Raw genomic sequence first — 20,527 nt, 5'->3', positions numbered from 1 at the left:
GGATGCGGCGGCGCCCCTGCCGGTCAACCCCGGTATCGGGCGCGGCCCACCGCGGCGGCCAGTGTCAGCGGGACGGTGAGGAGGGCGGCCGTCAGGAACATGCCCCGGTAGGCGTGGTGTTCCGCGGGGACGGCGGCGAGGGCGCTGGCAAGGGCGCTGCCGACGTAGAGGGCCACGCCGAACATCGCGACGCCGGTGGCACGGGCCGCCGGGGACAGGGCGGTGGCCCAGGACTGGATCGTGGAGTGCATGAACGACCAGCCGCCGCCGAGCAGCAGCGCGCACCCCACCAGGGCGGGCACCGACTGGCTGGCCGTGGCGAGGCCGAAGGCCGCCGCCATCTGCACCCCGCCGACCACGATCAGCCGCACCGGCGTCCAGCGGCCGACCAGCCGCTTGACCCGCTGGGCCGCGGCCATCGAGCCCACGCCGTACAGCGCGGACACCGCACCGGCCAGCGTGGCCGAGGCGCCCTGGGCCTCCAGCGCCGGCGCGAGGTATGTCAAGAAGCCCAGCAGGACGGCGCCTTCGAGCGCCGCGACGGCCATGACGTACCACTGCCAGCGGGAACGCAGCACGACCCGGAACGGGGCGAGCAGCGCACCGGGAGCCGCACGCGGCGGCTCCGGCAGCCGGCGCAGGGCGACGACCAGGTAGGCGGCGATCACGCCGGGCAGCGCGAAGACCAGCCGCCAGCTGACGTAGTGCGCCAGCGCCCCGGCCACGACCGTGGCCACGGCGGTGCCCAGCGCGAACGCGGTCATCAGCTCACTCAGCGGGCGCTGGCGGACGGCGACGGGCACGGTGTCCCCGACGTAGGTGATGGACGCGGCGATGGACGCGGCGAAGAACGCGCCGGCCGCGACGCGCGCCACGATCAGGACCGTCGCGCCGGGTGCGAGCACCGAGCAGAGCGCGGCGACGGTGGCCCCCGCCAGCGAGATCCGCATGACGCGCACCCGGCCCAGCCGGTCGCTGGCCAGGCCCCAGACCGGCTGCATCAGGCCGTACGCGAGGAAGTAGCCGCTGGCGGCGAGCATCACCGTGGTCAGCGGGACGCCGAGCTGGGCGCCGATGAGCAGCAGCATCGGGGTGATGCAGAAGCGGTCGAAATTGCTGACGAATCCGGCCGTGCGCAGCAGGCGCAGCGCGGCGGGGGTCATCGGCGGGGCGGCCGGATCGGTGGCCGCGGCCGTCGGGGGCGGGGGAGTGGTGCGGGGTGAGTCGGTGGTGTCCATGGGGCTCCTTGTGCGTGCCTGCCGGTCGTGTCGGAACGGCGGCTCCAGCCCATCACCGCGGCCGGCCGGCGTGACCCCGTAGCCGATTACCCTTGCTCACACCCTGGGTCACGGGCCGGTGCCCGGGAACAGGCAGAGTGTGCGGGGGGAGTGGGGGCATGAACGACGGCGGGTCCGGCGGTCCGCGCCGCGAACTGGGGGCGTTCCTGCGCTCCCGCCGCGAGCGGCTGGCGCCCGCCGACGTGGGGCTGCCCGGTTCACCGCGGCGCCGCACCCCGGGGCTGCGGCGCGAGGAGGTCGCCGGGCTGGCCGGGGTCAGCAGCTCCTGGTACGCGTGGCTGGAGCAGGGGCGGGTGCGTACGTCGGAGCAGGTGCTGCGGTCCGTGGCGCGGGCGCTGCGGCTGAACGCGGACGAGACCGCGCATGTGCTGTCGTTCGTGGAGCACGCCGCGCCGGCCGGGCGGTCGCCGGGGTGGGTGTCGCGGAATCTGCTGTCACTGGTGGAGGCGCTGGCGCCGAACCCGGCCGTGGTGCTCGACCCGCACTGGGACCTGCTGGCCTGGAATCCGGGGTACTCGGCGCTGCTCACCGACCTGGCGCGGCTGGCACCCAAGCAGCGCAACCTGCTGTGGCTGGTGTTCCGCTGGCCGCCGGCCCGGGAGCTGCTGGCCAGTTGGGAGCCGGAGGCGCGGAGCCTGCTGGGTCAGTTCCGGGCGAAGGCGGCCCGGCACCCGGAGGACGGCCGGTACGCCGAGATCACCGAGGAGCTGCTTGCGGACCCGGACGCGGTCCGCTGGTACGGCCGCCGGGAGACCTCGGCGTTCCACCCCGCCGTACGCCATTTCCGGCACCCGGTGGCCGGGGACCTGCGGCTGCGGTACGTCAAGCTCGCCGCCGTGGACCAGCCGGGCCACCACCTGCTGGCGTACCTCCCCGACGACCCGGCGACGGAGGAGGCGCTGACGGCGCTCACCGGGTGAGCCGGTTCCGCGCCGCGCGGGCGGGGAGCGGGCAATGGCGACGGCCCGACAGCGCGGTGGGCTGCTGTCGGGCCGTCACCCGCACCGCCGGCGCGCACCGCGGGGGTCGGTGCGCCAGAAGGCGGGCGTCAGGGGAGGAGGCGTCGCGACATCAGGTGTCAGGACGCCGGCCTCAGAACATCGGCGTCAGGACGTGAGGACCGCCTTCAGCACCGAACCGTCGGCCACCGCGGCGAGCGCGTCGGCGTGCCGCTCCAGCGGGAACGGCGTCACCAGGCTCGCCAGGTCGAACCGGCCGGTGAGGGCCGGCAACAGGCGGACGTACTCGACGAGATGGGCCCCGGTGAAGGCCCAGGAGCCGACGACGTCGAGCTGCCGGTGGACGATCTGGTGCGGGTTGATCAGGGTGTCCCCGGCGTCCGTGTACTGACCGATGATCAGGTAGCTGCCACCCCGGCGGGCCAGGGTGAGGCCCTGGCCGACGGCGGCCGGCACTCCGGCGCACTCGATCACCAGATCCGCGCCGTCCCCTCCGGTGGCGGCCCGTACCTCACGCAGGATCTCCGCGGGGTCGGCGGCGTCGGCGATGTTCAGGTGGACATCACCGATGCCCGCCGCCGCGGCCCGCTCCAGCCGCCCGGCCGGACCGCCGACCACGACGACCTCGGCGGCACCGGCCAGTTGCGCGAACGCCGCGGCCGCCAGCCCCACCGGACCGCTGCCCTGCACCACGACGGTCTCCCCCAACCGCACCGGCCGCCGCTCGTACAGCGCGTGCGCCACGGTGGGTCCGGCGCAGGCCAGCGACATGGCGGCGAGCGGGTCGGTGCCGTCGGGGACCTTGATCACGGTGGTGCCGGGCTGCAGCACGATGTGGTCGGCCCAGGCTCCCGAGAGCTCCGGGCCGTCGGTGAGGGCGCGGTTGACGCCGTAGGTGCGGCGCCGCTCGCACAGGGTGGGTTCGCGGTGCAGCCGGCAAGGCGGGCAGACGCCGCAGGCGATCGAGGAGGCCCACATCACCGTGTCACCGACCGCGAGCGGGGTCCCGGCGGCGTCGGCGGGGAGGGCTCCGGCGCCCAACTCCCGTATGACACCCAGCCCTTCGTGCCCGAGCACGAGCGGGACCGGGATGTCCAGATGGCCCTGCTGCAGATGCAGATCGGTGCCGCAGATGCCGCCGTATCCGCAGGCGACGACCATGCCGCCGTCGGGGGCCGCCGGCAGCGGGAACTCCCGCAGCCGCAGCGATGTGCCGAACTCCTCCAGGACGACGGCGCGTCCGGTGCGCTGTGTCATGCCGTCACCCCGCTCAGGGTCCGGGAGAACGGGGCCGCCAGCGGGCGCAGCGGCTCGGTGTCGCGGCACACGACATGGGCCGGGCGGGGTTCGCCCGTCGGCCGCGGCAGGTTGGCGGTGTCGTTGTAGGTGGCGATCAACAGCCGGCGGGCGAACGGCGACATATTGGGGGACGAGCCGTGCACGATCTCCGGGGAGAACAGCACCACGGAACCGGCCGGGCCCTTGGGACTGGTCATGCCGTGCCGGTCGACGTGCTCGGCGAGCTGCTGCGGCGACAGCGAGATGTCGTCGGGATCGAGGTGCTGTGCGGACTTCGCGGCGGCCGAGCGGCCCTCGTGGACCAGTCCGGCCCGGTGCGAGCCGGGCAGGAAGATGACCGGGCCGTTGAACTCGGTGACGTCGTCGAGGAAGACACCGATGTTGACCTGGCGCGCAGCGGGCAGGTTGTCGGCCAGCCGCCAGGCGAGGAAGTCCTGGTGCCAGGCCCACTTCTCGCCGCCGAACGCCGGCTTGGCGTTGATCTTGAACTGGTAGATGTAGACGTCGTCGGTGAGCAGCTGCCGCACCGGCTCCAGGATGCGCGGGTCGCGGATCAGCCCGGCGTACTCGGGCTCCCGCTGGTGGGAGGCGTAGACCGCGCGCACCGCCGTGCCGCCGTCCTCGGTCACCACCTGCGGCCCGGGTACCTTCGCATCGCGCTCGAAGGCCGCGCGGAGCGTCTCCACCTCCTGCGGGTCGAGGAGGGATTCGAGCAGCAGGAATCCCTGTTCGTGGTACTGGTCGGCCTGTTGCTGGCTCAGTCGCATGCGCTTTCTCCTGAGAGGTGAGGGAATCCGTCGGGGCGGACCGGTGGGGTGTGCTGACCGGTGTGGGGGGTCATCCCATGAAGTGGCCGCCGTCGACGACGAGTTGCTGTCCGGTGATATAGCCGCTGCGCGCGGACACCAGGAATTCGAGGGCGTCGGCCATGTCCTCGGCCGTCCCGAGCCGGCGTCCGGGGACGGTGTCCAGGACGGCGGCGAGCCGCTCCGGGTCGTCGAGGCGGTAGCGCTCGGTGACCTCTTCGGTGTCGGTGAAGCCGGGCAGCAGGGCGTTCACCCTGATGTGCGGGGCGAGTTCGAGGGCCAGGCACTTGGTGAGCTGCAGCAGGCCCGCCTTGCTCGCACAGTAGTTGGCGCCGTTCGCCCGGGGCCGGATCGCCGTGGTGGCGGCGACGTTGACGATGCTGCCGCCACCGGACTCCGCCATCGCGGGCGCCAGGGCCCGGGTGAGGCGGAAGGGACCGGAGAGGTTGGTGGCCAGCACCGTGTCCCAGTCCTCGTCGGTCATCGACAGGAACGGCCGGTCGCGGTTGACGCCGGCGTTGTTGACGAGGACGGCGGGTGCGCCGTACTCGGTGGTGATCCGGTCGCCGGCCGCCCGGATCTGCTCGGGCCGGGCGAGGTCGCAGCGCAGCGTCTCGATCCGGCCGTCCCCGGCCTTCGCGGTCTGCTCCGCGGCGGTCTCGTCACCGCGGTAGAGCGCGATCACCCGGTGGCCGAGGGCGGCGAGCCGGAGGCTCAGTGCCCGTCCGATACCGCGGGTGCCACCGCTGACCACGGCGATCGTCATGGCATCTCCCTGAAGTGGTGGGTACGGACGGTCAGTTGGCGACCAGGTCGCCGCGCCGGAGGTCCGAGCCCTCGGGCACCTCGGCCGGGTCGCCGCCCACCCCGGCGATGGCGTTGTGCGCGTCGACGAAGACCACGTCGGGGACGAACGAGGCGGCCTCGTCGTCCGTCATGGCGGCGTAGGCGATGAGGATGACGAGGTCACCGGGGCTGATCAGCCGGGCCGCGGCGCCGTTGATGCCGAGGACGCCGGAGCCGGCCGGGCCCTCGATGACGTAGGTGGACAGCCGGGCGCCGTTGTCGATGTCGACGATGTCGACCTTCTCACCGGCCATCAGGTTGGCGGCCTTCATCAGATCGGCGTCGACGGTCACCGAGCCGACGTAGTGCAGGTCGGCCTGGGTGACGGTGGCACGGTGGATCTTCGACTTCATCAGGGTGCGGTACATACGGATTCCTCAGGTGTGCTGGGACGGGTGGGGTGGGACATACGGGTGGGACAGGGGCGCGGCCCGCTCAGGCCGGCCAGGTGGCATAGCGGCGCATGCCGTACAGCAGCGGCGCCTCTTCGGCGGCCGGGGTGTGCGCCTGGATGCTCAGCACCTCGCCGATCACGATGGTGTGATCGCCGGCCGGGGTGAGCCGGGTGACCCGGCACTCGGCGGTGGCGTGCGCGTCCTGGGGCAGCGCCGGCAGACCGGTGGCGGGCGCGGGCCGCCAGGGGACGGTGCGGAACCGCTCGGCGGCCGGCCCGGCGAAGGCCTCCGCGGCGCGCCGCCCGGCGCCGTGCAGCAGGTTGACGGTGAAGGCCCCGCGGGCGGCGAGGACCGGGAGGGTGCTGCCGTTGTTGCCCGCGCACACCAGCAGCTGCGGCGGGTCGAGGGAGACCGAACACAGGGCGGTACAGGTGAAGCCGTACGGCGTGCCCTCGGCGTCGGCGGTGGTGATGACGGCGACGCCGCTGGGGTGCGAACTCATCAGGGCCCGGAAGGCGTCCCGGGTCACCATGAGGTCGTCCTGGACGGGGGTCACCATGCGAAGGCCCGGGCGTCGTGGAGATTGACACCGACGGCGGCCTTGCCCAGGTACTCCAGGCACTCCTGCGGCTTGGCCGGCATCACATGGGCGAACTGGGCCTCGCGGATCAGCCGTTCCAGCGGATGGCTGCGGCTGATCGCGGCCGAGCCGCACAGCCGCAGTGCGTCCTGGGCGAGTTGCGGCCCGACCTCGCCGACCACGTACTTGGCGGCGTGCACCATGGCGTTGGCCTCCCGGCTGCCGCGCTCGGCGGTGACCAGGTCACCGGCCTCGTGCACCAGGGCGCGGGCGGCCCGCAGGCGGGCGGACATCCGGCCCAGCTCCTGCTGCACCACGGGCGAGTCCGCGCGGGCGGGGGAGGCGGTGACATGGTCGACGGTGTGCCGGAAGAGCGCCTCGGCGATGCCGAGATAGGCACCGGTGTAGCCGGCGATCATCCAGTGCGGTTCGCGTACGACCTTGAACAGGGACATGCCCTCGACGCCGAGGTAGAGCCGGGAGCGGGGCACCGGGACCTCGTCCAGCGTCATCGGGGCGGTGCTGGTGCCGTACATCGCGGACAGCTGCGGCACGGCGCCGAAGCTGACCCCGGGGTCGTCGGCGGCGACGACGAAGTGCGAGGCCTCGCCGGTGTCCTCGCCGCCGGTTGCGGGGGCGGCCGCGACGACGTAGTAGTCGGCGGCGCCGGCGAGCGACACCATGGACTTCTTGCCGCTGAGGAGGTAGTGCGTGCCGTCGTCGGAGAGGCGGTAACGGGTCTGCATCCCGCGGAGTTTGGCGCCGCGGCCGGCCTCGGAGGTGGCGGAGGCGAACAGCTTGCGGCCGTTGACGACCTCGTCCAGCATCCAGGCGCGGAAGGTCTCGGCGGCCGGGGGCAGCCGGGTGCCGGCGGCATCGGCCAGCGCGCCGATGACGACGTGGTGCATGTTGAGGCCGAGGGCGGCGGCACCGTGGTGCAGGCCGAGTTCGGCCAGCACCCGCCAGTAGTCGCCGAAGCCGAGGCCGGCGCCGCCCGCTTCGCGAGGGGCGAGCAGGGCGAGCAGACCGGACTCGCGCAGGATGCGGTAGGCCTCGTGGCCGTTGTCGTGGCCGGCATCGGTGTCGGCGGCGAGCGGGGCGAGTCGTTCGCCCGTCTCCGCCGCGAGTTTGCGGAGGTCGTCCAAGTGGGTCGGCAGCGTCATCGAAGTCCTTCGGGTCGGTGGTCGGCCGGTTCGGGTCCCGCGGTCAGTTCTCGACGGGCAGGCCGAGTTGCCGGGCGACGCCCACGCGCAGCAGGTCGTTCGGACCGGCGTAGGTGAGGGCCGCCATGGGGCCGGCCAGGTCGGCGGCGAGGTCGAAGCCGGGGAGGAAGGCACGGACACCGGACAGCGCGGTGGCGTGTTCGGTCATCCGGACGTAGTCCTCGGAGACGGAGATCTTGGTGAGCGCCGCCGCGGCGGCCAGCTGCCGGGCGGGCGTCCCGGCGTCGAGCCGCGCGGCCATCGCGTAGAGCTGGACCCGGGAGCGGTGCAGCGCCAGGGCCATGTCGCTGACCCGGCCGGCGACCTGGTGGCTGGCGCCCATGCGGCGGCCGAAGTGGTCGCGTTCCGCGGCCCATTCGACGGTACGGGACAGGAGGCGCCGCATCGGGCCGAGGGCGTAGCCGAGGACGAGGGAGCGCTCCCAGGCGGTGGTGGAGGCCATCACCGCCAGCCCGGAGCCCTCCTCGCCGAGCAGCGCGCCCGCCGGCAGCCGGGCGCCCTCGAAGAGGAGCTCTCCCATGGGCACGGTGGGCAGCGCCGTCTTGGTGAAGGTCTCACCGCGGCGGATGCCCGGCAGGTCGAGCGGGAAGAGGAACGCGGACAGCGCGAACGGCGAGCGGCCCTCGGCGGTACGGGCGAAGACGATCGCCCGGTCGGCCACCGGCGCGGCGGTGATGAACGTCTTGGCGCCGTCGAGCACGAAGCCGTCCCCGTCGCGCCGGGCGCGGGTCGCCATCGAGAACGGGTCGCTGCCGCCGCCGCGTTCGGTCAGCGCGTGGCACAGCAGCTCCCGGCCCTCCTGGACGTCGGCGACCGCACGCCAGGCGTCGGCGCCGAGGGCGTCCCGCAGCGGGAACTGCATCCCGAAGATCTGCGAGGCCAGCGCGTAGCACAGGCCCGGGTCGACGCCGGCCAGTCCGATGCCCTCGATCATGGCGAGCGAGCGGGTCACCGGGCCGGGTGCTGTGGCGTCCGGCGCGGCAAGCTGGAGCACACCGAGGCCGGCCATGGCCTGCCACTGTGCGCGGAAGTCCAGGCCCGCGAGCTGCTTCAGCACCGGCGCGGCCAGGTCCCGGTACGTGTCGACGAGTTCCTCGGTCTCCGGTGCGCCGGTGCGGAGCGCCGCGGTGGCCGCCGGGCTCATTTGCGGCCCTCGCCGGAGAGGTTCTCGATGGCGACCCAAAGGGCCTTGGGGCTGCGGAAGTTGGCGGCGACGATCTCGGTGTCGGGCAGGGTGACACCGGCTTCCTTGTCGAGCGCCGCGACGATCTCCATGATCGCCAGCGAGTCGACCAGGCCCCTTTCGAGCAGCGGGGTGTCGGGGGTCAGGGAGCTTGCGTCCTCGCCGCGTCCCCAGGTGATACGGCTGCCGATGAGGGTGCAGAGCTCTTCGACGCTGTTCATGCGCTTCATGCGGTGATCTCCTCCGGGAGTGCGGGGGCGGCGGTGTCGCGCAGGGCGCGGCGGTCGACCTTCCCGCTGGTGGTGGTGGGCAAAGTGGCGAGCGGCACGATCCGGTCGGGCAGCATCCGCCGGGGCAGCACGTCGCGCAGCGCGGAGCGCACCTCCCGTTCGGTCGCGTCGGTCTGTGCGTAGGCCCAGATCTGGCCGGCGTGCGGGCCGTCCTTGGCGACGACCGCGGCGGTGGCGATCTGCGGCAGCTCCAGGACGGCGTTCTCCACGTCCATCAGGTCGATGCGGTGGCCGCGCCGCTTGACCTGGTTGTCGCGCCGCCCGCGCAGGAAGACCAGGCCGTCGGGGGTGATCCGGCCGAGGTCGCCGCTGGCGTACGCGCGGCGGGCCACGCCGTCACGGCAGCTGACGGTGGTGGTGGGGTCGTCGGGTGCGCCGCCGCGCAGATAGCCCTGGAAGACGACGGGTCCGGCGATATGGATCTCGCCCTCGCCGTCGGTGGGCGAGCCGTCCTCGTCGAGCACGTCGATGTGGACGCCGCCGATGCCGCGGCCGATGGGCATTTCCTGGTCGGCGGTCCAGTCGGCCGGGACCCGGTAGTAGGTGCAGGCGTTGGTCTCGGTGGGGCCGTACAGGTTGTAGAAGGGCACCCCGTCCAGCAGCCGCAGATACCGCTCCAGCAGTTCGGGCGCGAACGCCTCCCCGCCGAAGGCCGCGATGCGCAGGGCGGGCGGCGGGGCGTCGGCGATCCCGCCCTGCTGGAGCATGTTGTGGTAGAGCGACGGCACGGCCATGAAGGCGGTGATGCGCTGTTCGGTCAGCCAGCCGGCGACATCGCGCGGGAAGGCCCGCAGCAGGTCCGGCATCAGGACCGTGCAGGCCCCCGCGGCGGCGGCGCTGAACAGGTCGAAGGTGGTCAGGTCGAAGGTGAGGGCGGCCTGCGAGCCGATCCGGTCGTCCGGGGTGAGGCCGAACTCCCCGGCGGCCCACAGCGCGTAGTGGGCGACGTTCTCGTGCGAGAGCAGTACGCCCTTGGGCCAGCCGGTGCTGCCGGACGTGAAGAGGATGTAGCCGCCGGAGTCGGTGGGCGCGGGCAGCGGCGCGGGCCGCTCCTCGGGGGCGAGGAGCCGCAGCCAGTGCAGGCCGTGGTCGAGGGCGCCCTCCTCGGCCGGTGCGCCGTCGCGGGCGCGGGTGGCGGCGTGGTGTGCCCCGGTGAGGGCACGGTCGACGGTCACCAGCAGCGACAGACCCGCGTTGCGGATCATGCGGGCGGTGCGCTCCGGCGGGTCGGCGGTGTCGAGGGGCGCGGTCACCGCGCCGGCCCGCAGCGCCGCGTAGAGGGCGATGACGGTGGCCGGTGTCTTGGGGGCGTAGACGCCGACCCGGTCGCCCGGTGCGACGCCGTTGGCGGCCAGTCGCTCCGCCAACGCATCCACGGCGCGGTCGAGTTGGGCGTACGTCCAGCTCTCGCCGGCCCCCTCCAGGGCGGTGCGGTCGGGGTGCTCGCTCGCGGAGCGGGCCAGCAGGGCGTCGAGGCGTACGGAGCCCGGGGCGGTCATCGGGTGGCCTCCACGGACTGCGGGTGCGCGGCGAGGAAGTCGCGGACGGTGTCAGTGACGAGATCGGGGCGGACCAGATGCGGGTAGTGGTCGCAGCCCTCGGGGACCAGCCGCCGGAAGGGGCCGCTGACGGCGCGCTCGACGGCGTCGACCTGGGCCAGCGAGCCGTATTCGTCCGCATCCCCCTGGATCATCAGCACCGGTGCGGTGATGTCGAGGTCGTTCTCCAGGGACCAGCTGCGGAAGGCCGGCGAGAGCCAGACGCCGCTCCAGCGGTCGAAGACGCCCCGGGGGTCGTCGTGCACCATGGCCATCTTCTTGGCGAGCGGGCCCGCCTCGTAGGAGGCGCGGGCGTTCTCGATGCCGATGCGGTTCTCCTCCTCGAAGTACATGTGCGGGCCCATCCCGACGACGGCTTCGACGGGGTGTGCCGAGGCGTACAGCAGGGCGATGGAGGCGCCGTCGCTGTGGCCGACGAGTACGGGGCGGTGGATGCCCAGCGCGTCGAGCAGTTCGGGCAGCACCTCCTGGGCGTGTTCGTGCATATAGCGGGGGGTGCGCGGCCGTGGGTCGGGGCCGCTGCCGCCGTTGCCGTGACGGGAGTAGACGAGGGCGCGGCGCCCGGTGGCGGCGGCCAGCCGGGCGGGGAAGCGTCCCCAGGCCGCCAGGCAGCCGAGTCCGCCGTGCAGGAAGACCAGGGGCGCCAGGTCCCGGTCACCGTCGATGACGACATGTTCCAGGGGACCGTTGTGCGTATCGATTACTGGCACAGCAAAATCCTTATCGGTGAGGTACGGCAGCACAAAGCGGCATTACGGCGAACGCGGCCGGCGGCAGGCCATGGCAGGTTGTCATGGCATGCGAGAAAGGTGAATGGGCAGCCGGAAAGACGGCAGCAATAGTTGAAGGAAAAGATTCAAATAAAGCGGTGGTTGTCAATGGAGCGGCGGCGTGAGGGCGACGTATCGCATTACGTCGAATCGCTCGTACCGCACCCCGCGCCGTCGGCGGACGACGCGGTCGGCGACTTATCTACGAGACGTTCTCAGAGGCGGTGAACAAAGCAACTTCGAGCACGGAACCCGTGGGTCGGTCCGGCCGGCCATGGACTCTTTTGCCTTCACTTTGGCCGATCTTTGCGCCGTAACCATTGACGGCGCGCACCAATGTCCCTGCACATAACCCCCGTTGTACGCATGACTGCTCACCAGCGGCGTCGACTACCGGTCCATGCTTCCTGGTGCCCGGTCCGCCCGGCGACACCAAGAACACTAGACACTGGGCAGGGGCTGGAGAAATGAAATTGCTGAACGATCTATACACACCGCGAATGAATATCGATTTGCGGCATCTGCGCTGCTTTCTTGCCGTGGCCGAGGAGGGCGGCTTCACGGCCGCCGGACGCCGCCTGCATCTCGCCCAGCCAACCCTGACCCGCAACATCAGGACCCTCGAAGAGACCTTAGGAGTGCGGCTCTTCGAACGCAGCACCCGCAGAACGGAGTTGACCCCCAAAGGGCAAAGCCTCCGGGAGGCCGTCGCCCCCCTGCTGCGCCAACTCGATTCCGCACTGGGGGATGTGCAGAAAGGGGAGAAACTGCGCATCGGGTTCAGCTGGGGACTGCCCCAGGGTTTGTCGCGACTCGCCTCCCGCTTCGGCGAGGAGGCCGGAGTCGGAGTCGAATTCATCCGCTGCGACACCCCCCAGGCCGGACTCGACACCGGCCAGGCACACCTGGGCCTGTTGCGCGGCGAGCCGCTCCCGAAGGGGCTGCGCAGTGTCCTGCTCCACGAGGAGTCCCGCGTCGCGGCCGTACCCGCGAGCTGGCAGCTGGCCGAACGCACCCAACTCGACTGGACGGAGCTCGCCGGCCTGCCGCTGATCATCAACACCGTCAGTGGCACCACCTTCCCTGACATGTGGCCCGACGGCCGGCGGCCGGTGGTCGGCGCCGAGTGCCGCAACATGGACGAGTGGCTGGAACAGGTGGCCGTCGGCCTCGGCGTGGGCACCGCCCCGGTCTCCGCCGCCCGCCGCTACACCCACCCCTCCGTCCGCCTCGTCCCCCTGACCGGCGCCCCCACCGTGCGCGCCTATCTCGCCTACCCCTCCCACGGCGCCCATCCCCAGGCCGCCCGCTTCGCCGAACACGCCTGGCGAGCGGTCGACGAGCTGGAGGTGTAGGGGCAGGGACGGCGCGCCACGAGCGAGGGCCCCGCCCGGGTGGCTGGGCGGGGCCCTCGCTCGCTCCACCGCATGCGGGCGGGGAAGCCCGTGGGTCTGCGTTCAGCGTCCGGTGCCGGACGTGCCTCCGGGGCGGCGGCCGGCAACGCCGCCGTGGCCTCGGTGTGCGGGACCGGGGCCACGCCTCGTCCGGGGCCGGAGGTCCCGTCCAGCTGTCATTCGCGCCGGAATTCAGGGAATCCTCATGTGTCGGCAATCAATCCATGATCCAAGTAAGGCTTCCTGTGCGGGGCTTCCTATGAGGCTCTTCCTGTGCGGGCCACTTGGACGGGTGTCATCGGAATGCGCGGCTCGGGAGAAGTGAGGATAAGGTCGAGGGATGCCCTCGAAGTGGCGCTTGACGTGGGACGACGTCCGCGACCGTGGCCGCGTCTCACCGGCATGAAAACCACTCAGAAGGCGGATTTACGGGATCTCGTGGATATCGAGTTCCACGTCACGAGTGCAGCCCCCGGCATGTTGTGGAATGCTGGCTGACCCTTTGCAGTATGGTTCATCGACCGCGGGCGCCTGGGGTCTCCGCCGCCGGTGATGAGCAAGGGGAATCGGTGGTCGATTAATTTCCCCGGTGAATCCCGCGTGGCGCCTGCCAGTACCTCATCCAAGGAGCGCCGCCGTGGACTTCGGAGTTGTTCTGCAGGCCGACCCACCCGGTTCCGCCGTCGTGTCCCTGATGCGCCGCGCCGAGCGCAACGGCTTCCGCTACGGCTGGACCTTCGACTCGACCGTGCTGTGGCAGGAACCGTTCGTCATCTACAGCCGGGTTCTGGAACACACCGAGCGCCTGATCGTCGGCCCGATGGTGACCAACCCCTACACCCGCACCGTCGAGGTGACCGCCTCCGCCTTCGCCACCCTCAACGAGATGTACGGCAACCGCACCGTCTGCGGCATCGGGCGCGGCGACTCCGCGATGCGGGTGGTCGGGCGCTCGCCCAACACCCTGGCCCGGCTGGGCGAGTCGATCGGCGTCATCCGTGATCTCGCCGAGGGGCGGGCGGCGGAGGTCGGCGGCCACCGCGTCCAGATCCCCTGGATCAAGGGCGGCAAGCTGCCGGTCTGGATGGCCGCCTACGGCCCCAAGGCCCTCGCCATGGCGGGCCGATTGGCCGACGGCTTCATTCTCCAGCTCGCCGACCCCTTCCTCACCGAGTGGATGATCAAGGCCGTACGGAAGGCCGCGGTGGACGCCGGCCGCGATCCGGCTGAGGTGACGATCTGTGTCGCCGCCCCCGCCTACGTGGGCGACGACCTCGCGCACGCCCGCGAGCAGTGCCGCTGGTTCGGCGGCATGGTCGGCAACCACGTCGCCGACCTCGTCGCACGCTACGGCGAGCACTCAGGCATGGTCCCCGACGAACTCACCGACTACATCACGGCCCGTAAGGGCTACGACTACGCGCACCACGGCCGGGCCGACAACCCCGACACCGCCTTCGTGCCGGACGCCATCGTCGACCGCTTCTGTCTGCTGGGCCCGCCCGCCGCCCACCTCGACCGGTTGCGGCAGCTTCAGGCCCTGGGCGTGGACCAGTTCGCGCTCTACGCCATGCACGACGCCAGGGAATCCGTCATCGACACCTACGGGGCGGAGATCCTGCCCGCGTTTGCCGACTGAACGGGGCCCGGGACGGCCCCCCGGACGGCCCCCGGCCCCGACGTGTGAAGGGCCCCCTCCTGGACATCCGGAGGGGGCCGAGCGTGCTGCGGCGCACGAACCTACGCGGGGAGCTTCCCTGTCTGCAGGCCGGTGACGAAGGCTGACCAGGTGGTCGCCTCGAACGTCAGGGCCGGGCCTTCCGGGTCCTTGCTGTCCCGGACGGGAACGATGCCGTGGGCGCTCGCGTGCGCCGGGGACCACTCCACGCAGTTGCCGCCTTCTGCGCTGCTGTAGCTGGACTTGACCCACTGGGTCGGACCGATCTTCACGACAGTGTCTCCATCTGCTCAACGATCAGGCGCGCGCTGTCCCGTGCCGAAAGTGCGTCGCTCGTGAGTTCATCGTAGCTACGGAGCGCCGTCCGCACATCGGCAGGCTCTTCCACAATACCGGCGGTCCGATAGCTCTCCACGCAGACGGTGACCGTGTGGCTTGGGCCAGTCAGGAGCGTCACTGGCCAGTCGCTGAAGAGGTGTGCCGGCGCATCCAGCGGGAGGATCTGGATGCGGACAGTCGGACGTTCTCCGGCTTCCAGCAAGGCCGCTAGTTGGCGACGCATCACGTCCCGCGGGCAGAATCGACGCCGAAGAACCGACTCGCAGAGCACAACACGGATATCCGGGGGAGTCTCCGCGTCCAGTAGGGCCTGGCGCGTGAGCCGGTTGGTGATGAACGCCGCCACCTCACCGTCTCCCGCGAGCGGGGCGCCCCCCTGGAACAGGAACCGCGCATAGTCGGCCGTTTGGAGAAGCCCCGGGACGATGGTTGGGGACCATTCGCGGATCACCAGGGCTTTACGTTCCAGCGCCATACGCTGCCGGTACAGCGACGGAAACGACCGGGCCACGGCCTCCTCGTAGAGACGCTTGAACTTCCCGTCCGTCGAGAAGACCCGGTCCAACAGAGGCGGTAGATCTGGGGGGATGGGCCCTTTGCACGTCTCCACGCGAGAAATTGTGCTCTTGGACGTGCGGGCCAACTTCGCTAGCTGGGTCTGGTTGAGAGGCCCGTCCGGGTGCAGTTCCCGCGCGCTCCGACACTCTTCGGCGAACGTCCGACGCGGGTCGTCTGCGCCCTCGGCGCCCCCTGATGTGCCCCCCGTAAGGTCCATAACTCCCCCTGACCATTGACCTGGTCACGTGCGCTCTTCGGGCCATTTGCGCCGGTCAACCGCATGCACATATGCCGGCCTGCCCAACGCCCAGGTTGGGCGTTGAATCGCCCCTCACAGTACCGATCCTTACCCCATTCTTGTCACCAACCAGCCACACACAGTGAGAGGTTCGGATGGCTGAGCAATGCGTATCAGCGGACCCGGTGTCGGGCGGCCCGAAGCTGGAGCCGGTTCCTGTTCCGGGGTGCGACGTGTGCGAACCCTGCGGCAGGGACCGGGAGGCGGCCCGCCGGGCGGGCCGTCCGCTGGAGGTCCGGAGCCTCAACGGCGTGATCGCGGGCCATCCCCACGGAAGGGAGGTACGGGCGTGATCCGGGCCATACGGCCGTCTGCGGCCGGGGACGGAGGGCGAGGGGCGACAGCTCCGGGCCCTGGCGAAGTTCCGGCGGGCCCGGCAGCGGGGCATGCCGTGAGCTGCACGAAGTGCACCGACCTGACACGGGAGTTGAAGGCGGCCGAAAAGGCCGGCGACCGGACGAGGACGGTGGACTGCCGGGTGTTGCTCCGGCGTCATCCGCAGCATGACGGGAGGGCTGTGGAGATCGGTGCGTCACCACCCGCGAGAGGAGACGTGGGGACGGCCAAGGCGCCGGGCGACTCCACGGGCAACACCGGTCGGACGGGTGAACCATCATCAGAAGACAATCAGGAGGAAACGTGATCACGATTCGTGCGAACGACGGTGGCGACAAAGTCCCGGGTGAGCCGTGGCCGGGCCCGCAGACGCCCCCGACCCCCGACGGTGGCCCCGGCGTCCCCAACCCGCCCAAGGCTGTCTGAGCAATGGCCACCGACGCACACAAGGGGCGCCCCGGCCTTGACGGGCCGAGGCGTGCCCTCATGTCTTCCGGGGCTCTCTCCTCCGACTGGGCACCCTCATACGCGGCCGTTCCCCGCTCTTCCGTGTTGCCGGACCTCATGTGGCCGTTCGACATGGAGGCCGGCCGGAGCGTGGCCGTTTCCAGAGGGGAAGACCCAGCCAGGTGGCGTAAGTTCGCGGATTCCGACGTACCGATCGTCACCCAGTGGGACGACGGGAAGCACACCGGCACCGCTCCGGGGCACGTGCCGACCAGCTCCGCGTCCATGCCCTCCGTGGTGTTCCGGATGCTCCAAGACCTGGACCTCCGGCCCGGTCACAAGGTCCTGGAGATCGGCACCGCCACAGCCTGGAATGCGTTGCTCATGGCTCACCGTGCGGGGCCGGGGTGCGTGACCACGGTGGAGGTCGACCGGGCGGTGGCCACGGCTGCCATGGCGACGGTGGAGCGGCTGGGAATCCCCGTGCGCGCGGTCCACGGCGACGGGTTCCAGGGCTACCCGGGGGGAGCGCCGTACGACCGGGTGATCGCTACGTGTGGTCTCCGTTCCCTCCCGTTCGCATGGGTGGAGCAGTGCCGGCCCGGCGGGGTCATCGTGACTCCGTGGGGGACGAACTACACCCACGCCGACGCGGTGGCCCGCCTGACGGTGGCCTCGGACGGTCAGAGCGCATCGGGTGCCTTCACCGGCCCCGTGGAGTTCATGAAGCTCCGCTCCCAACGGTTCGTTCCCCGGGCGCACTCCGAGTACGTCACGCGGAGCGTGATGGACGGTGTCGAGTCGTCCACGACGCTCACCGAAGCGGAGTTCGTCGGGGAGCGATTCGGCCCGGAGCGATTCGCCATGGGACTCCGCGTCCCTCAGTGCTCGTACGTCGAGGCGGACAAGAAGGACGGCGCCCGGCCGGTCTGGTTCTACGGACTGAGTGACCACTCATGGGCGTGTGCGCAGTTCCGGGACGGCAAGCCGGCCCGTGTGTGGCAGGACGGCCCGCGCCGCCTCTGGGACGAAGTGGAGAGTGCGTACCGATGGTGGGACGGCCATGGCCGCCCGGACCACTCGCGGTTCGGTCTGACCGTGACCACTGAAGGCGAAAGCGTGTGGCTGGACGACCCGGCCAACTCTTGGACTCTTTGAGACCGGCTCCGTCCGTGCGTTGCCGCCGTGGTGCATGGGCGGAGCCTTTGCGCCGGTCACCGTTCGGAATGCGCCGCCAGTTCGGTCAGCAGCCGGGGCAGTGCGCTGCCGATCGGCTCGCGGATCACCTCGGTGGCGAGCGCGTCGTACGGCGTCGGTTCGGCGTTGACGATGATCAGCCGGGCGCCGTGCTCCACGGCCACGCCCGCGAGCGAGGCGGCCGGCTGGACCTGGAGTGTCGTGCCGACCGCCAGGAAGATCTCCGCCGCCTTCGCCACGCCCAGTGCCGTGCCGAGCACCTGCGGGTCCAGCCGCTCACCGAACATCACCGTCGCGGACTTCAGAATCCCGCCGCACACCAGACACGCCGGATCGGGATCGCCCGCCGACACCCGCGCCAGTGCCTCCTCCATCGACGACCGGGCATGACAGCGGGTGCAGGTGACCGCCCGTACCGTGCCGTGCAGTTCGAGCACCTTGCGGCCGGGCATGCCCGCGCGCTGATGCAGCCCGTCGACGTTCTGGGTGATCACCCGCACCGGGGTGCCGGACCGCTCCAGCCCGGCCACCGCCTCGTGCGCGGCGTTCGGCTGCGCCCGGAACGCCGGGCTCTCCTGCCGCATCCGCCACGAGCGCCGCCGGATCTCCGGATCGCCCATGTACGCGTCGTAGGTGACCAGCTTCTCCGCCTCCGGGTCGCGCCGCCACAGCCCGTTCGGCCCGCGGTAGTCGGGAATCCCGGAGTCGGTGGAGATCCCCGCTCCGGTGAGGATCGCGACGAGGGGGCGGCGGGGCGGCTGGTCGGGGGAGGGCTGGTTGCCGGTCATGGGGCGAGCGTAGGCAGCCCGAGGCCCGGCCGTCTTGTCAGTTATCGGTGCCGGGATGCCGGCCGGGGGCGTGCCGGTGGGCGAGCGCGGCCGGGAGCCGGTCGTGGCCGTCCGGCACCACGCCCGTGTCCGGAGCCCGGCCCGCGGTGGCCCCGCCCCCATGCGCCGCCCCCGCGATCCGCCCACGACGCCCGCCACCGCCAGGCCCGTCCGTACGATCGCGACGGGGCCGGCCGCCGACTGTCATGGCCCGCCGACTGCCACGGTCGCCCCGCGCCCGAGCGGCCCGCCCGTACCGCTCCCACCGCACCACAGAGGAGTCACCGTGTTCACCACCCGCCCGACCCTCCAAGGCACCTTCGGCATGGCCTCCACCACGCACTGGCTGGCGTCCCAGTCCGCGATGGCCGTCCTGGAGGACGGCGGCAACGCCTATGACGCAGCAGTGGCCGCCGGTTTCGTGCTGCATGTCGTCGAGCCGCATCTGAACGGTCCGGCGGGTGAGGTGCCGATCATCCTGGCGCCCGCGGACGGGCCCGTACGGGTGCTGTGCGGCCAGGGTCCGGCACCGGCCGGGGCGAGCGTGGCGCACTACACCTCGCTGGGCCTCGACCTGGTGCCCGGCACCGGACCGCTCGCCGCGGCGGTCCCCGGAGCCTTCGACGCCTGGATGCTGTTGCTGCGCGACCACGGCAGCAAGTCCCTGGCCGAGGTGCTGCGGTACGCCATCGGCTACGCCGAGCACGGGCATCCCGCCGTCGAGCGGATCGGTGCGACCATCGAAACGGTCCGCGAACTCTTCGAGACGGAGTGGACCTCCTCCGCCGAGATCTATCTCCCGGACGGCCGCCCCGTCGCCCCCGGCGGGCTGCTCAGGAACCGGCCGCTGGCCGCGACCTGGCGCCGGCTGACCGCCGAGGCGGAGGCCGCCGCGAGCGGCAGGGCGGCGCAGATCGAGGCGGCCCGCCGTATCTGGCGCGAGGGCTTCATCGGCGAGGCGCTCGCTTGTTACGCGGCCCGTCCCGCCATGGACACATCGGGCGAGCGCCACGCCGGCACCCTCACCGGCGACGACCTGGCCGCCTTCTCCGCGGCCTATGAGGCGCCGGTCACCCACGACTGGAACGGCTGGACCGTCGCCAAGGCCGGCGGCTGGTCCCAGGGCCCCGCCTTCCTCCAGCAACTCGCCCTGCTTCCATCGGAGTTGCCCGCGTACGGCAGCCCGGAGTACGTCCATCTGCTCATCGAGGGCTGCAAGCTGGCGATGGCCGACCGCGAGGCCTGGTACGGCGATGCCGCCGAGGTGCCGCTCGACGCCCTGCTGAGCGACGGGTACAACGCCGCCCGCCGGGACCTCATCGGCGAGCACGCCTCGTACGAGCTGCGCCCCGGCAGCCCGGACGGCCGCACCCCGCGGATCAGCAAGCACGCGGTGGCGGCGAGCGGCGGCGGCCTCGATGCCGGCTGTGAGGTGCGGGGCGCCTCCGGGAGCGGGGCGGGCGAGCCGACCGTCGCGCACGGGGGACCGGGGACGGCGGGGCCCGGAGCGCCTGGCGCGGCGGTGTCCGGGGCGGTGGGGACTGCGGGGCCCGGCGGAGTACCGGCGGATGTCGCGCCGGAGACCGACCGCAACGGCGCCACCCGTGGCGACACCTGCCATATCGACGTCGTCGACCGCTGGGGGAACCTGGTCTCCGCCACCCCGTCCGGCGGCTGGCTCCAGTCCAACCCCGTCGTCCCGGAACTCGGCTTCCCGCTCGGCACCCGGCTGCAGATGGCCTGGCTGGAGGAGGGCCTGCCCAACTCGCTCACCCCCGGGCGCCGCCCCCGGACCACCCTCACCCCGTCCCTGGCGCTGCGCGACGGGGTCCCGGTGATGGCCTTCGGGACGCCCGGCGGCGATCAGCAGGACCAGTGGCAGGTGCACTTCTTCCTGGCCGTGGCGCTGCGCGGGGCGGTCCGCGGCGGCCTCGACCTCCAGGGCGCCGTCGACGCCCCGAACTGGCACAACGACTCCTTCCCCGGCTCCTTCTACCCCCGCGGGATGCGGCCGGGGAGCGTGACCGTGGAGTCCCGGATCGGCGACGGGGTCATCGACGGGCTGCGCCGACGTGGTCATCGGGTCACGGTGGGTGACGCCTGGTCCGAGGGGCGGCTGTGCGCGGTCGCCCGCGACCCGGAGACCGGGGTGCTGTCCGCGGCGGCGAACCCGCGGGGGATGCAGGGGTACGCGGTGGGGCGCTGAGGGGGCGCTGAGGGGGCGAGGGGCCGGGGCGGAGAGGGG

19 protein-coding genes are annotated in these 20,527 nt (G+C 72.0%); 5 read left to right on the top strand and 14 right to left on the bottom strand.

Going from position 1 to position 20,527, the window contains the following annotated elements:
- Nucleotides 1–23: 23 nt before the first annotated feature.
- Nucleotides 24–1,238 (bottom strand): MFS transporter, encoded by a 1,215-nt coding sequence (locus tag ACFW5B_RS17330; RefSeq protein ID WP_386439744.1) that lies wholly within the window; start codon nucleotides 1,236–1,238, stop codon nucleotides 24–26.
- A 158-nt stretch (nucleotides 1,239–1,396) separates the two neighbouring features.
- Here ACFW5B_RS17330 and ACFW5B_RS17325 point away from each other — a divergent pair, with 158 nt between their 5' ends.
- Entirely contained in the window at nucleotides 1,397–2,218 is an 822-nt protein-coding gene (locus ACFW5B_RS17325) for a helix-turn-helix domain-containing protein (RefSeq protein ID WP_386439742.1), read from the top strand.
- Between the two features lie 186 nt (nucleotides 2,219–2,404).
- Here the strand turns inward: ACFW5B_RS17325 and ACFW5B_RS17320 are convergent, their stop codons facing one another.
- The 10 genes from ACFW5B_RS17320 to ACFW5B_RS17275 all read right to left on the bottom strand — a co-directional run bounded on the left by ACFW5B_RS17320 (nucleotide 2,405) and on the right by ACFW5B_RS17275 (nucleotide 11,148).
- On the bottom strand, nucleotides 2,405–3,514 hold the full coding sequence (locus tag ACFW5B_RS17320; RefSeq protein ID WP_386439740.1) for a zinc-binding dehydrogenase: 1,110 nt from the start codon (nucleotides 3,512–3,514) through the stop codon (nucleotides 2,405–2,407).
- The gene (locus ACFW5B_RS17315) at nucleotides 3,511–4,323 is read right to left on the bottom strand and encodes a phytanoyl-CoA dioxygenase family protein (protein WP_386439738.1); all 813 of its coding nucleotides are present in this window, start codon (nucleotides 4,321–4,323) and stop codon (nucleotides 3,511–3,513) included. The genes ACFW5B_RS17320 and ACFW5B_RS17315 overlap by 4 nt, the downstream gene beginning before the upstream one ends.
- 70 nt (nucleotides 4,324–4,393) lie before the next feature.
- On the bottom strand, nucleotides 4,394–5,128 hold the full coding sequence (locus ACFW5B_RS17310; RefSeq protein ID WP_386439736.1) for an SDR family NAD(P)-dependent oxidoreductase: 735 nt from the start codon (nucleotides 5,126–5,128) through the stop codon (nucleotides 4,394–4,396).
- Nucleotides 5,129–5,159: 31 nt separating this feature from the next.
- Nucleotides 5,160–5,576 carry an aspartate 1-decarboxylase gene (panD, locus tag ACFW5B_RS17305; RefSeq protein ID WP_386439734.1) on the bottom strand — a complete coding sequence of 139 codons (417 nt, stop codon included), beginning with the start codon at nucleotides 5,574–5,576 and terminating at the stop codon, nucleotides 5,160–5,162.
- 67 nt (nucleotides 5,577–5,643) lie between these two features.
- The gene (locus tag ACFW5B_RS17300) at nucleotides 5,644–6,162 is read right to left on the bottom strand and encodes a flavin reductase family protein (protein WP_386439732.1); all 519 of its coding nucleotides are present in this window, start codon (nucleotides 6,160–6,162) and stop codon (nucleotides 5,644–5,646) included.
- Nucleotides 6,156–7,346 carry an acyl-CoA dehydrogenase family protein gene (locus ACFW5B_RS17295; protein WP_386439730.1) on the bottom strand — a complete coding sequence of 397 codons (1,191 nt, stop codon included), beginning with the start codon at nucleotides 7,344–7,346 and terminating at the stop codon, nucleotides 6,156–6,158. Before ACFW5B_RS17295 ends, ACFW5B_RS17300 begins: the two co-directional genes overlap by 7 nt.
- A 43-nt stretch (nucleotides 7,347–7,389) precedes the next feature.
- On the bottom strand, nucleotides 7,390–8,550 hold the full coding sequence (locus tag ACFW5B_RS17290) for an acyl-CoA dehydrogenase family protein (RefSeq protein WP_386439728.1): 1,161 nt from the start codon (nucleotides 8,548–8,550) through the stop codon (nucleotides 7,390–7,392).
- Nucleotides 8,547–8,819 carry an acyl carrier protein gene (locus ACFW5B_RS17285; protein ID WP_386439726.1) on the bottom strand — a complete coding sequence of 91 codons (273 nt, stop codon included), beginning with the start codon at nucleotides 8,817–8,819 and terminating at the stop codon, nucleotides 8,547–8,549. The genes ACFW5B_RS17290 and ACFW5B_RS17285 overlap by 4 nt, the downstream gene beginning before the upstream one ends.
- Entirely contained in the window at nucleotides 8,816–10,378 is a 1,563-nt protein-coding gene (locus tag ACFW5B_RS17280) for an amino acid adenylation domain-containing protein (RefSeq protein WP_386439724.1), read from the bottom strand. Before ACFW5B_RS17280 ends, ACFW5B_RS17285 begins: the two co-directional genes overlap by 4 nt.
- A complete protein-coding gene (locus ACFW5B_RS17275) occupies nucleotides 10,375–11,148 on the bottom strand; it encodes an alpha/beta fold hydrolase (RefSeq protein ID WP_386439722.1) in 774 nt (257 codons plus the stop codon). The genes ACFW5B_RS17280 and ACFW5B_RS17275 overlap by 4 nt, the downstream gene beginning before the upstream one ends.
- Nucleotides 11,149–11,708: 560 nt before the next feature.
- Here ACFW5B_RS17275 and ACFW5B_RS17270 point away from each other — a divergent pair.
- Both ACFW5B_RS17270 and ACFW5B_RS17265 read left to right on the top strand, forming a co-directional pair.
- The gene (locus tag ACFW5B_RS17270; RefSeq protein WP_386439719.1) at nucleotides 11,709–12,563 is read left to right on the top strand and encodes a LysR family transcriptional regulator; all 855 of its coding nucleotides are present in this window, start codon (nucleotides 11,709–11,711) and stop codon (nucleotides 12,561–12,563) included.
- A 676-nt stretch (nucleotides 12,564–13,239) separates the two neighbouring features.
- Nucleotides 13,240–14,241, top strand: a complete 1,002-nt coding sequence (locus ACFW5B_RS17265) for a TIGR03842 family LLM class F420-dependent oxidoreductase (protein ID WP_386439717.1) — start codon at nucleotides 13,240–13,242, stop codon at nucleotides 14,239–14,241.
- A gap of 101 nt (nucleotides 14,242–14,342) precedes the next feature.
- Here the strand turns inward: ACFW5B_RS17265 and ACFW5B_RS17260 are convergent, their stop codons facing one another.
- Nucleotides 14,343–14,552, bottom strand: a complete 210-nt coding sequence (locus ACFW5B_RS17260; RefSeq protein WP_386439715.1) for a DUF397 domain-containing protein — start codon at nucleotides 14,550–14,552, stop codon at nucleotides 14,343–14,345.
- Nucleotides 14,549–15,229, bottom strand: a complete 681-nt coding sequence (locus tag ACFW5B_RS17255; RefSeq protein WP_386439713.1) for a DUF5753 domain-containing protein — start codon at nucleotides 15,227–15,229, stop codon at nucleotides 14,549–14,551. Before ACFW5B_RS17255 ends, ACFW5B_RS17260 begins: the two co-directional genes overlap by 4 nt.
- Nucleotides 15,230–16,240: 1,011 nt before the next feature.
- Here ACFW5B_RS17255 and ACFW5B_RS17250 point away from each other — a divergent pair.
- Nucleotides 16,241–17,416 (top strand): protein-L-isoaspartate(D-aspartate) O-methyltransferase, encoded by a 1,176-nt coding sequence (locus ACFW5B_RS17250; protein WP_386439711.1) that lies wholly within the window; start codon nucleotides 16,241–16,243, stop codon nucleotides 17,414–17,416.
- A 56-nt stretch (nucleotides 17,417–17,472) separates the two neighbouring features.
- Here ACFW5B_RS17250 and ACFW5B_RS17245 read toward each other — a convergent pair whose 3' ends face one another.
- Nucleotides 17,473–18,243, bottom strand: a complete 771-nt coding sequence (locus ACFW5B_RS17245; RefSeq protein ID WP_386439709.1) for an NAD-dependent deacetylase — start codon at nucleotides 18,241–18,243, stop codon at nucleotides 17,473–17,475.
- A 325-nt stretch (nucleotides 18,244–18,568) separates the two neighbouring features.
- Between ACFW5B_RS17245 and ACFW5B_RS17240 the strand changes: the two genes are divergently transcribed.
- Nucleotides 18,569–20,488, top strand: a complete 1,920-nt coding sequence (locus ACFW5B_RS17240) for a gamma-glutamyltransferase family protein (RefSeq protein ID WP_386439707.1) — start codon at nucleotides 18,569–18,571, stop codon at nucleotides 20,486–20,488.
- Nucleotides 20,489–20,527: the final 39 nt, after the last annotated feature.

This window comes from Streptomyces sp. NPDC058773, from assembly GCF_042746015.1.
In the GTDB taxonomy this organism is placed as follows: domain Bacteria; phylum Actinomycetota; class Actinomycetes; order Streptomycetales; family Streptomycetaceae; genus Streptomyces.
The sequence above is the reverse complement of the archived record's forward strand: the minus strand, read 5'-3'. Positions and strand labels throughout refer to the sequence as shown.

Bases quoted from the DNA above. Each gene is read 5' to 3' on its own strand.
- ACFW5B_RS17315 (WP_386439738.1), bottom strand. From the start codon at position 4,323: ATGCGACTGAGCCAGCAACAGGCCGACCAGTACCACGAACAGGGATTC.
- ACFW5B_RS17245 (WP_386439709.1), bottom strand. From the start codon at position 18,243: ATGACCGGCAACCAGCCCTCCCCCGACCAGCCGCCCCGCCGCCCCCTC.
- ACFW5B_RS17330 (WP_386439744.1), bottom strand. From the start codon at position 1,238: ATGGACACCACCGACTCACCCCGCACCACTCCCCCGCCCCCGACGGCC.
- ACFW5B_RS17250 (WP_386439711.1), top strand. From the start codon at position 16,241: ATGGCCACCGACGCACACAAGGGGCGCCCCGGCCTTGACGGGCCGAGG.
- ACFW5B_RS17280 (WP_386439724.1), bottom strand. From the start codon at position 10,378: ATGACCGCCCCGGGCTCCGTACGCCTCGACGCCCTGCTGGCCCGCTCC.
- ACFW5B_RS17300 (WP_386439732.1), bottom strand. From the start codon at position 6,162: ATGGTGACCCCCGTCCAGGACGACCTCATGGTGACCCGGGACGCCTTC.
- ACFW5B_RS17285 (WP_386439726.1), bottom strand. From the start codon at position 8,819: ATGAAGCGCATGAACAGCGTCGAAGAGCTCTGCACCCTCATCGGCAGC.
- ACFW5B_RS17310 (WP_386439736.1), bottom strand. From the start codon at position 5,128: ATGACGATCGCCGTGGTCAGCGGTGGCACCCGCGGTATCGGACGGGCA.
- panD (WP_386439734.1), bottom strand. From the start codon at position 5,576: ATGTACCGCACCCTGATGAAGTCGAAGATCCACCGTGCCACCGTCACC.
- ACFW5B_RS17320 (WP_386439740.1), bottom strand. From the start codon at position 3,514: ATGACACAGCGCACCGGACGCGCCGTCGTCCTGGAGGAGTTCGGCACA.
- ACFW5B_RS17325 (WP_386439742.1), top strand. From the start codon at position 1,397: ATGAACGACGGCGGGTCCGGCGGTCCGCGCCGCGAACTGGGGGCGTTC.
- ACFW5B_RS17270 (WP_386439719.1), top strand. From the start codon at position 11,709: ATGAATATCGATTTGCGGCATCTGCGCTGCTTTCTTGCCGTGGCCGAG.
- ACFW5B_RS17290 (WP_386439728.1), bottom strand. From the start codon at position 8,550: ATGAGCCCGGCGGCCACCGCGGCGCTCCGCACCGGCGCACCGGAGACC.
- ACFW5B_RS17295 (WP_386439730.1), bottom strand. From the start codon at position 7,346: ATGACGCTGCCGACCCACTTGGACGACCTCCGCAAACTCGCGGCGGAG.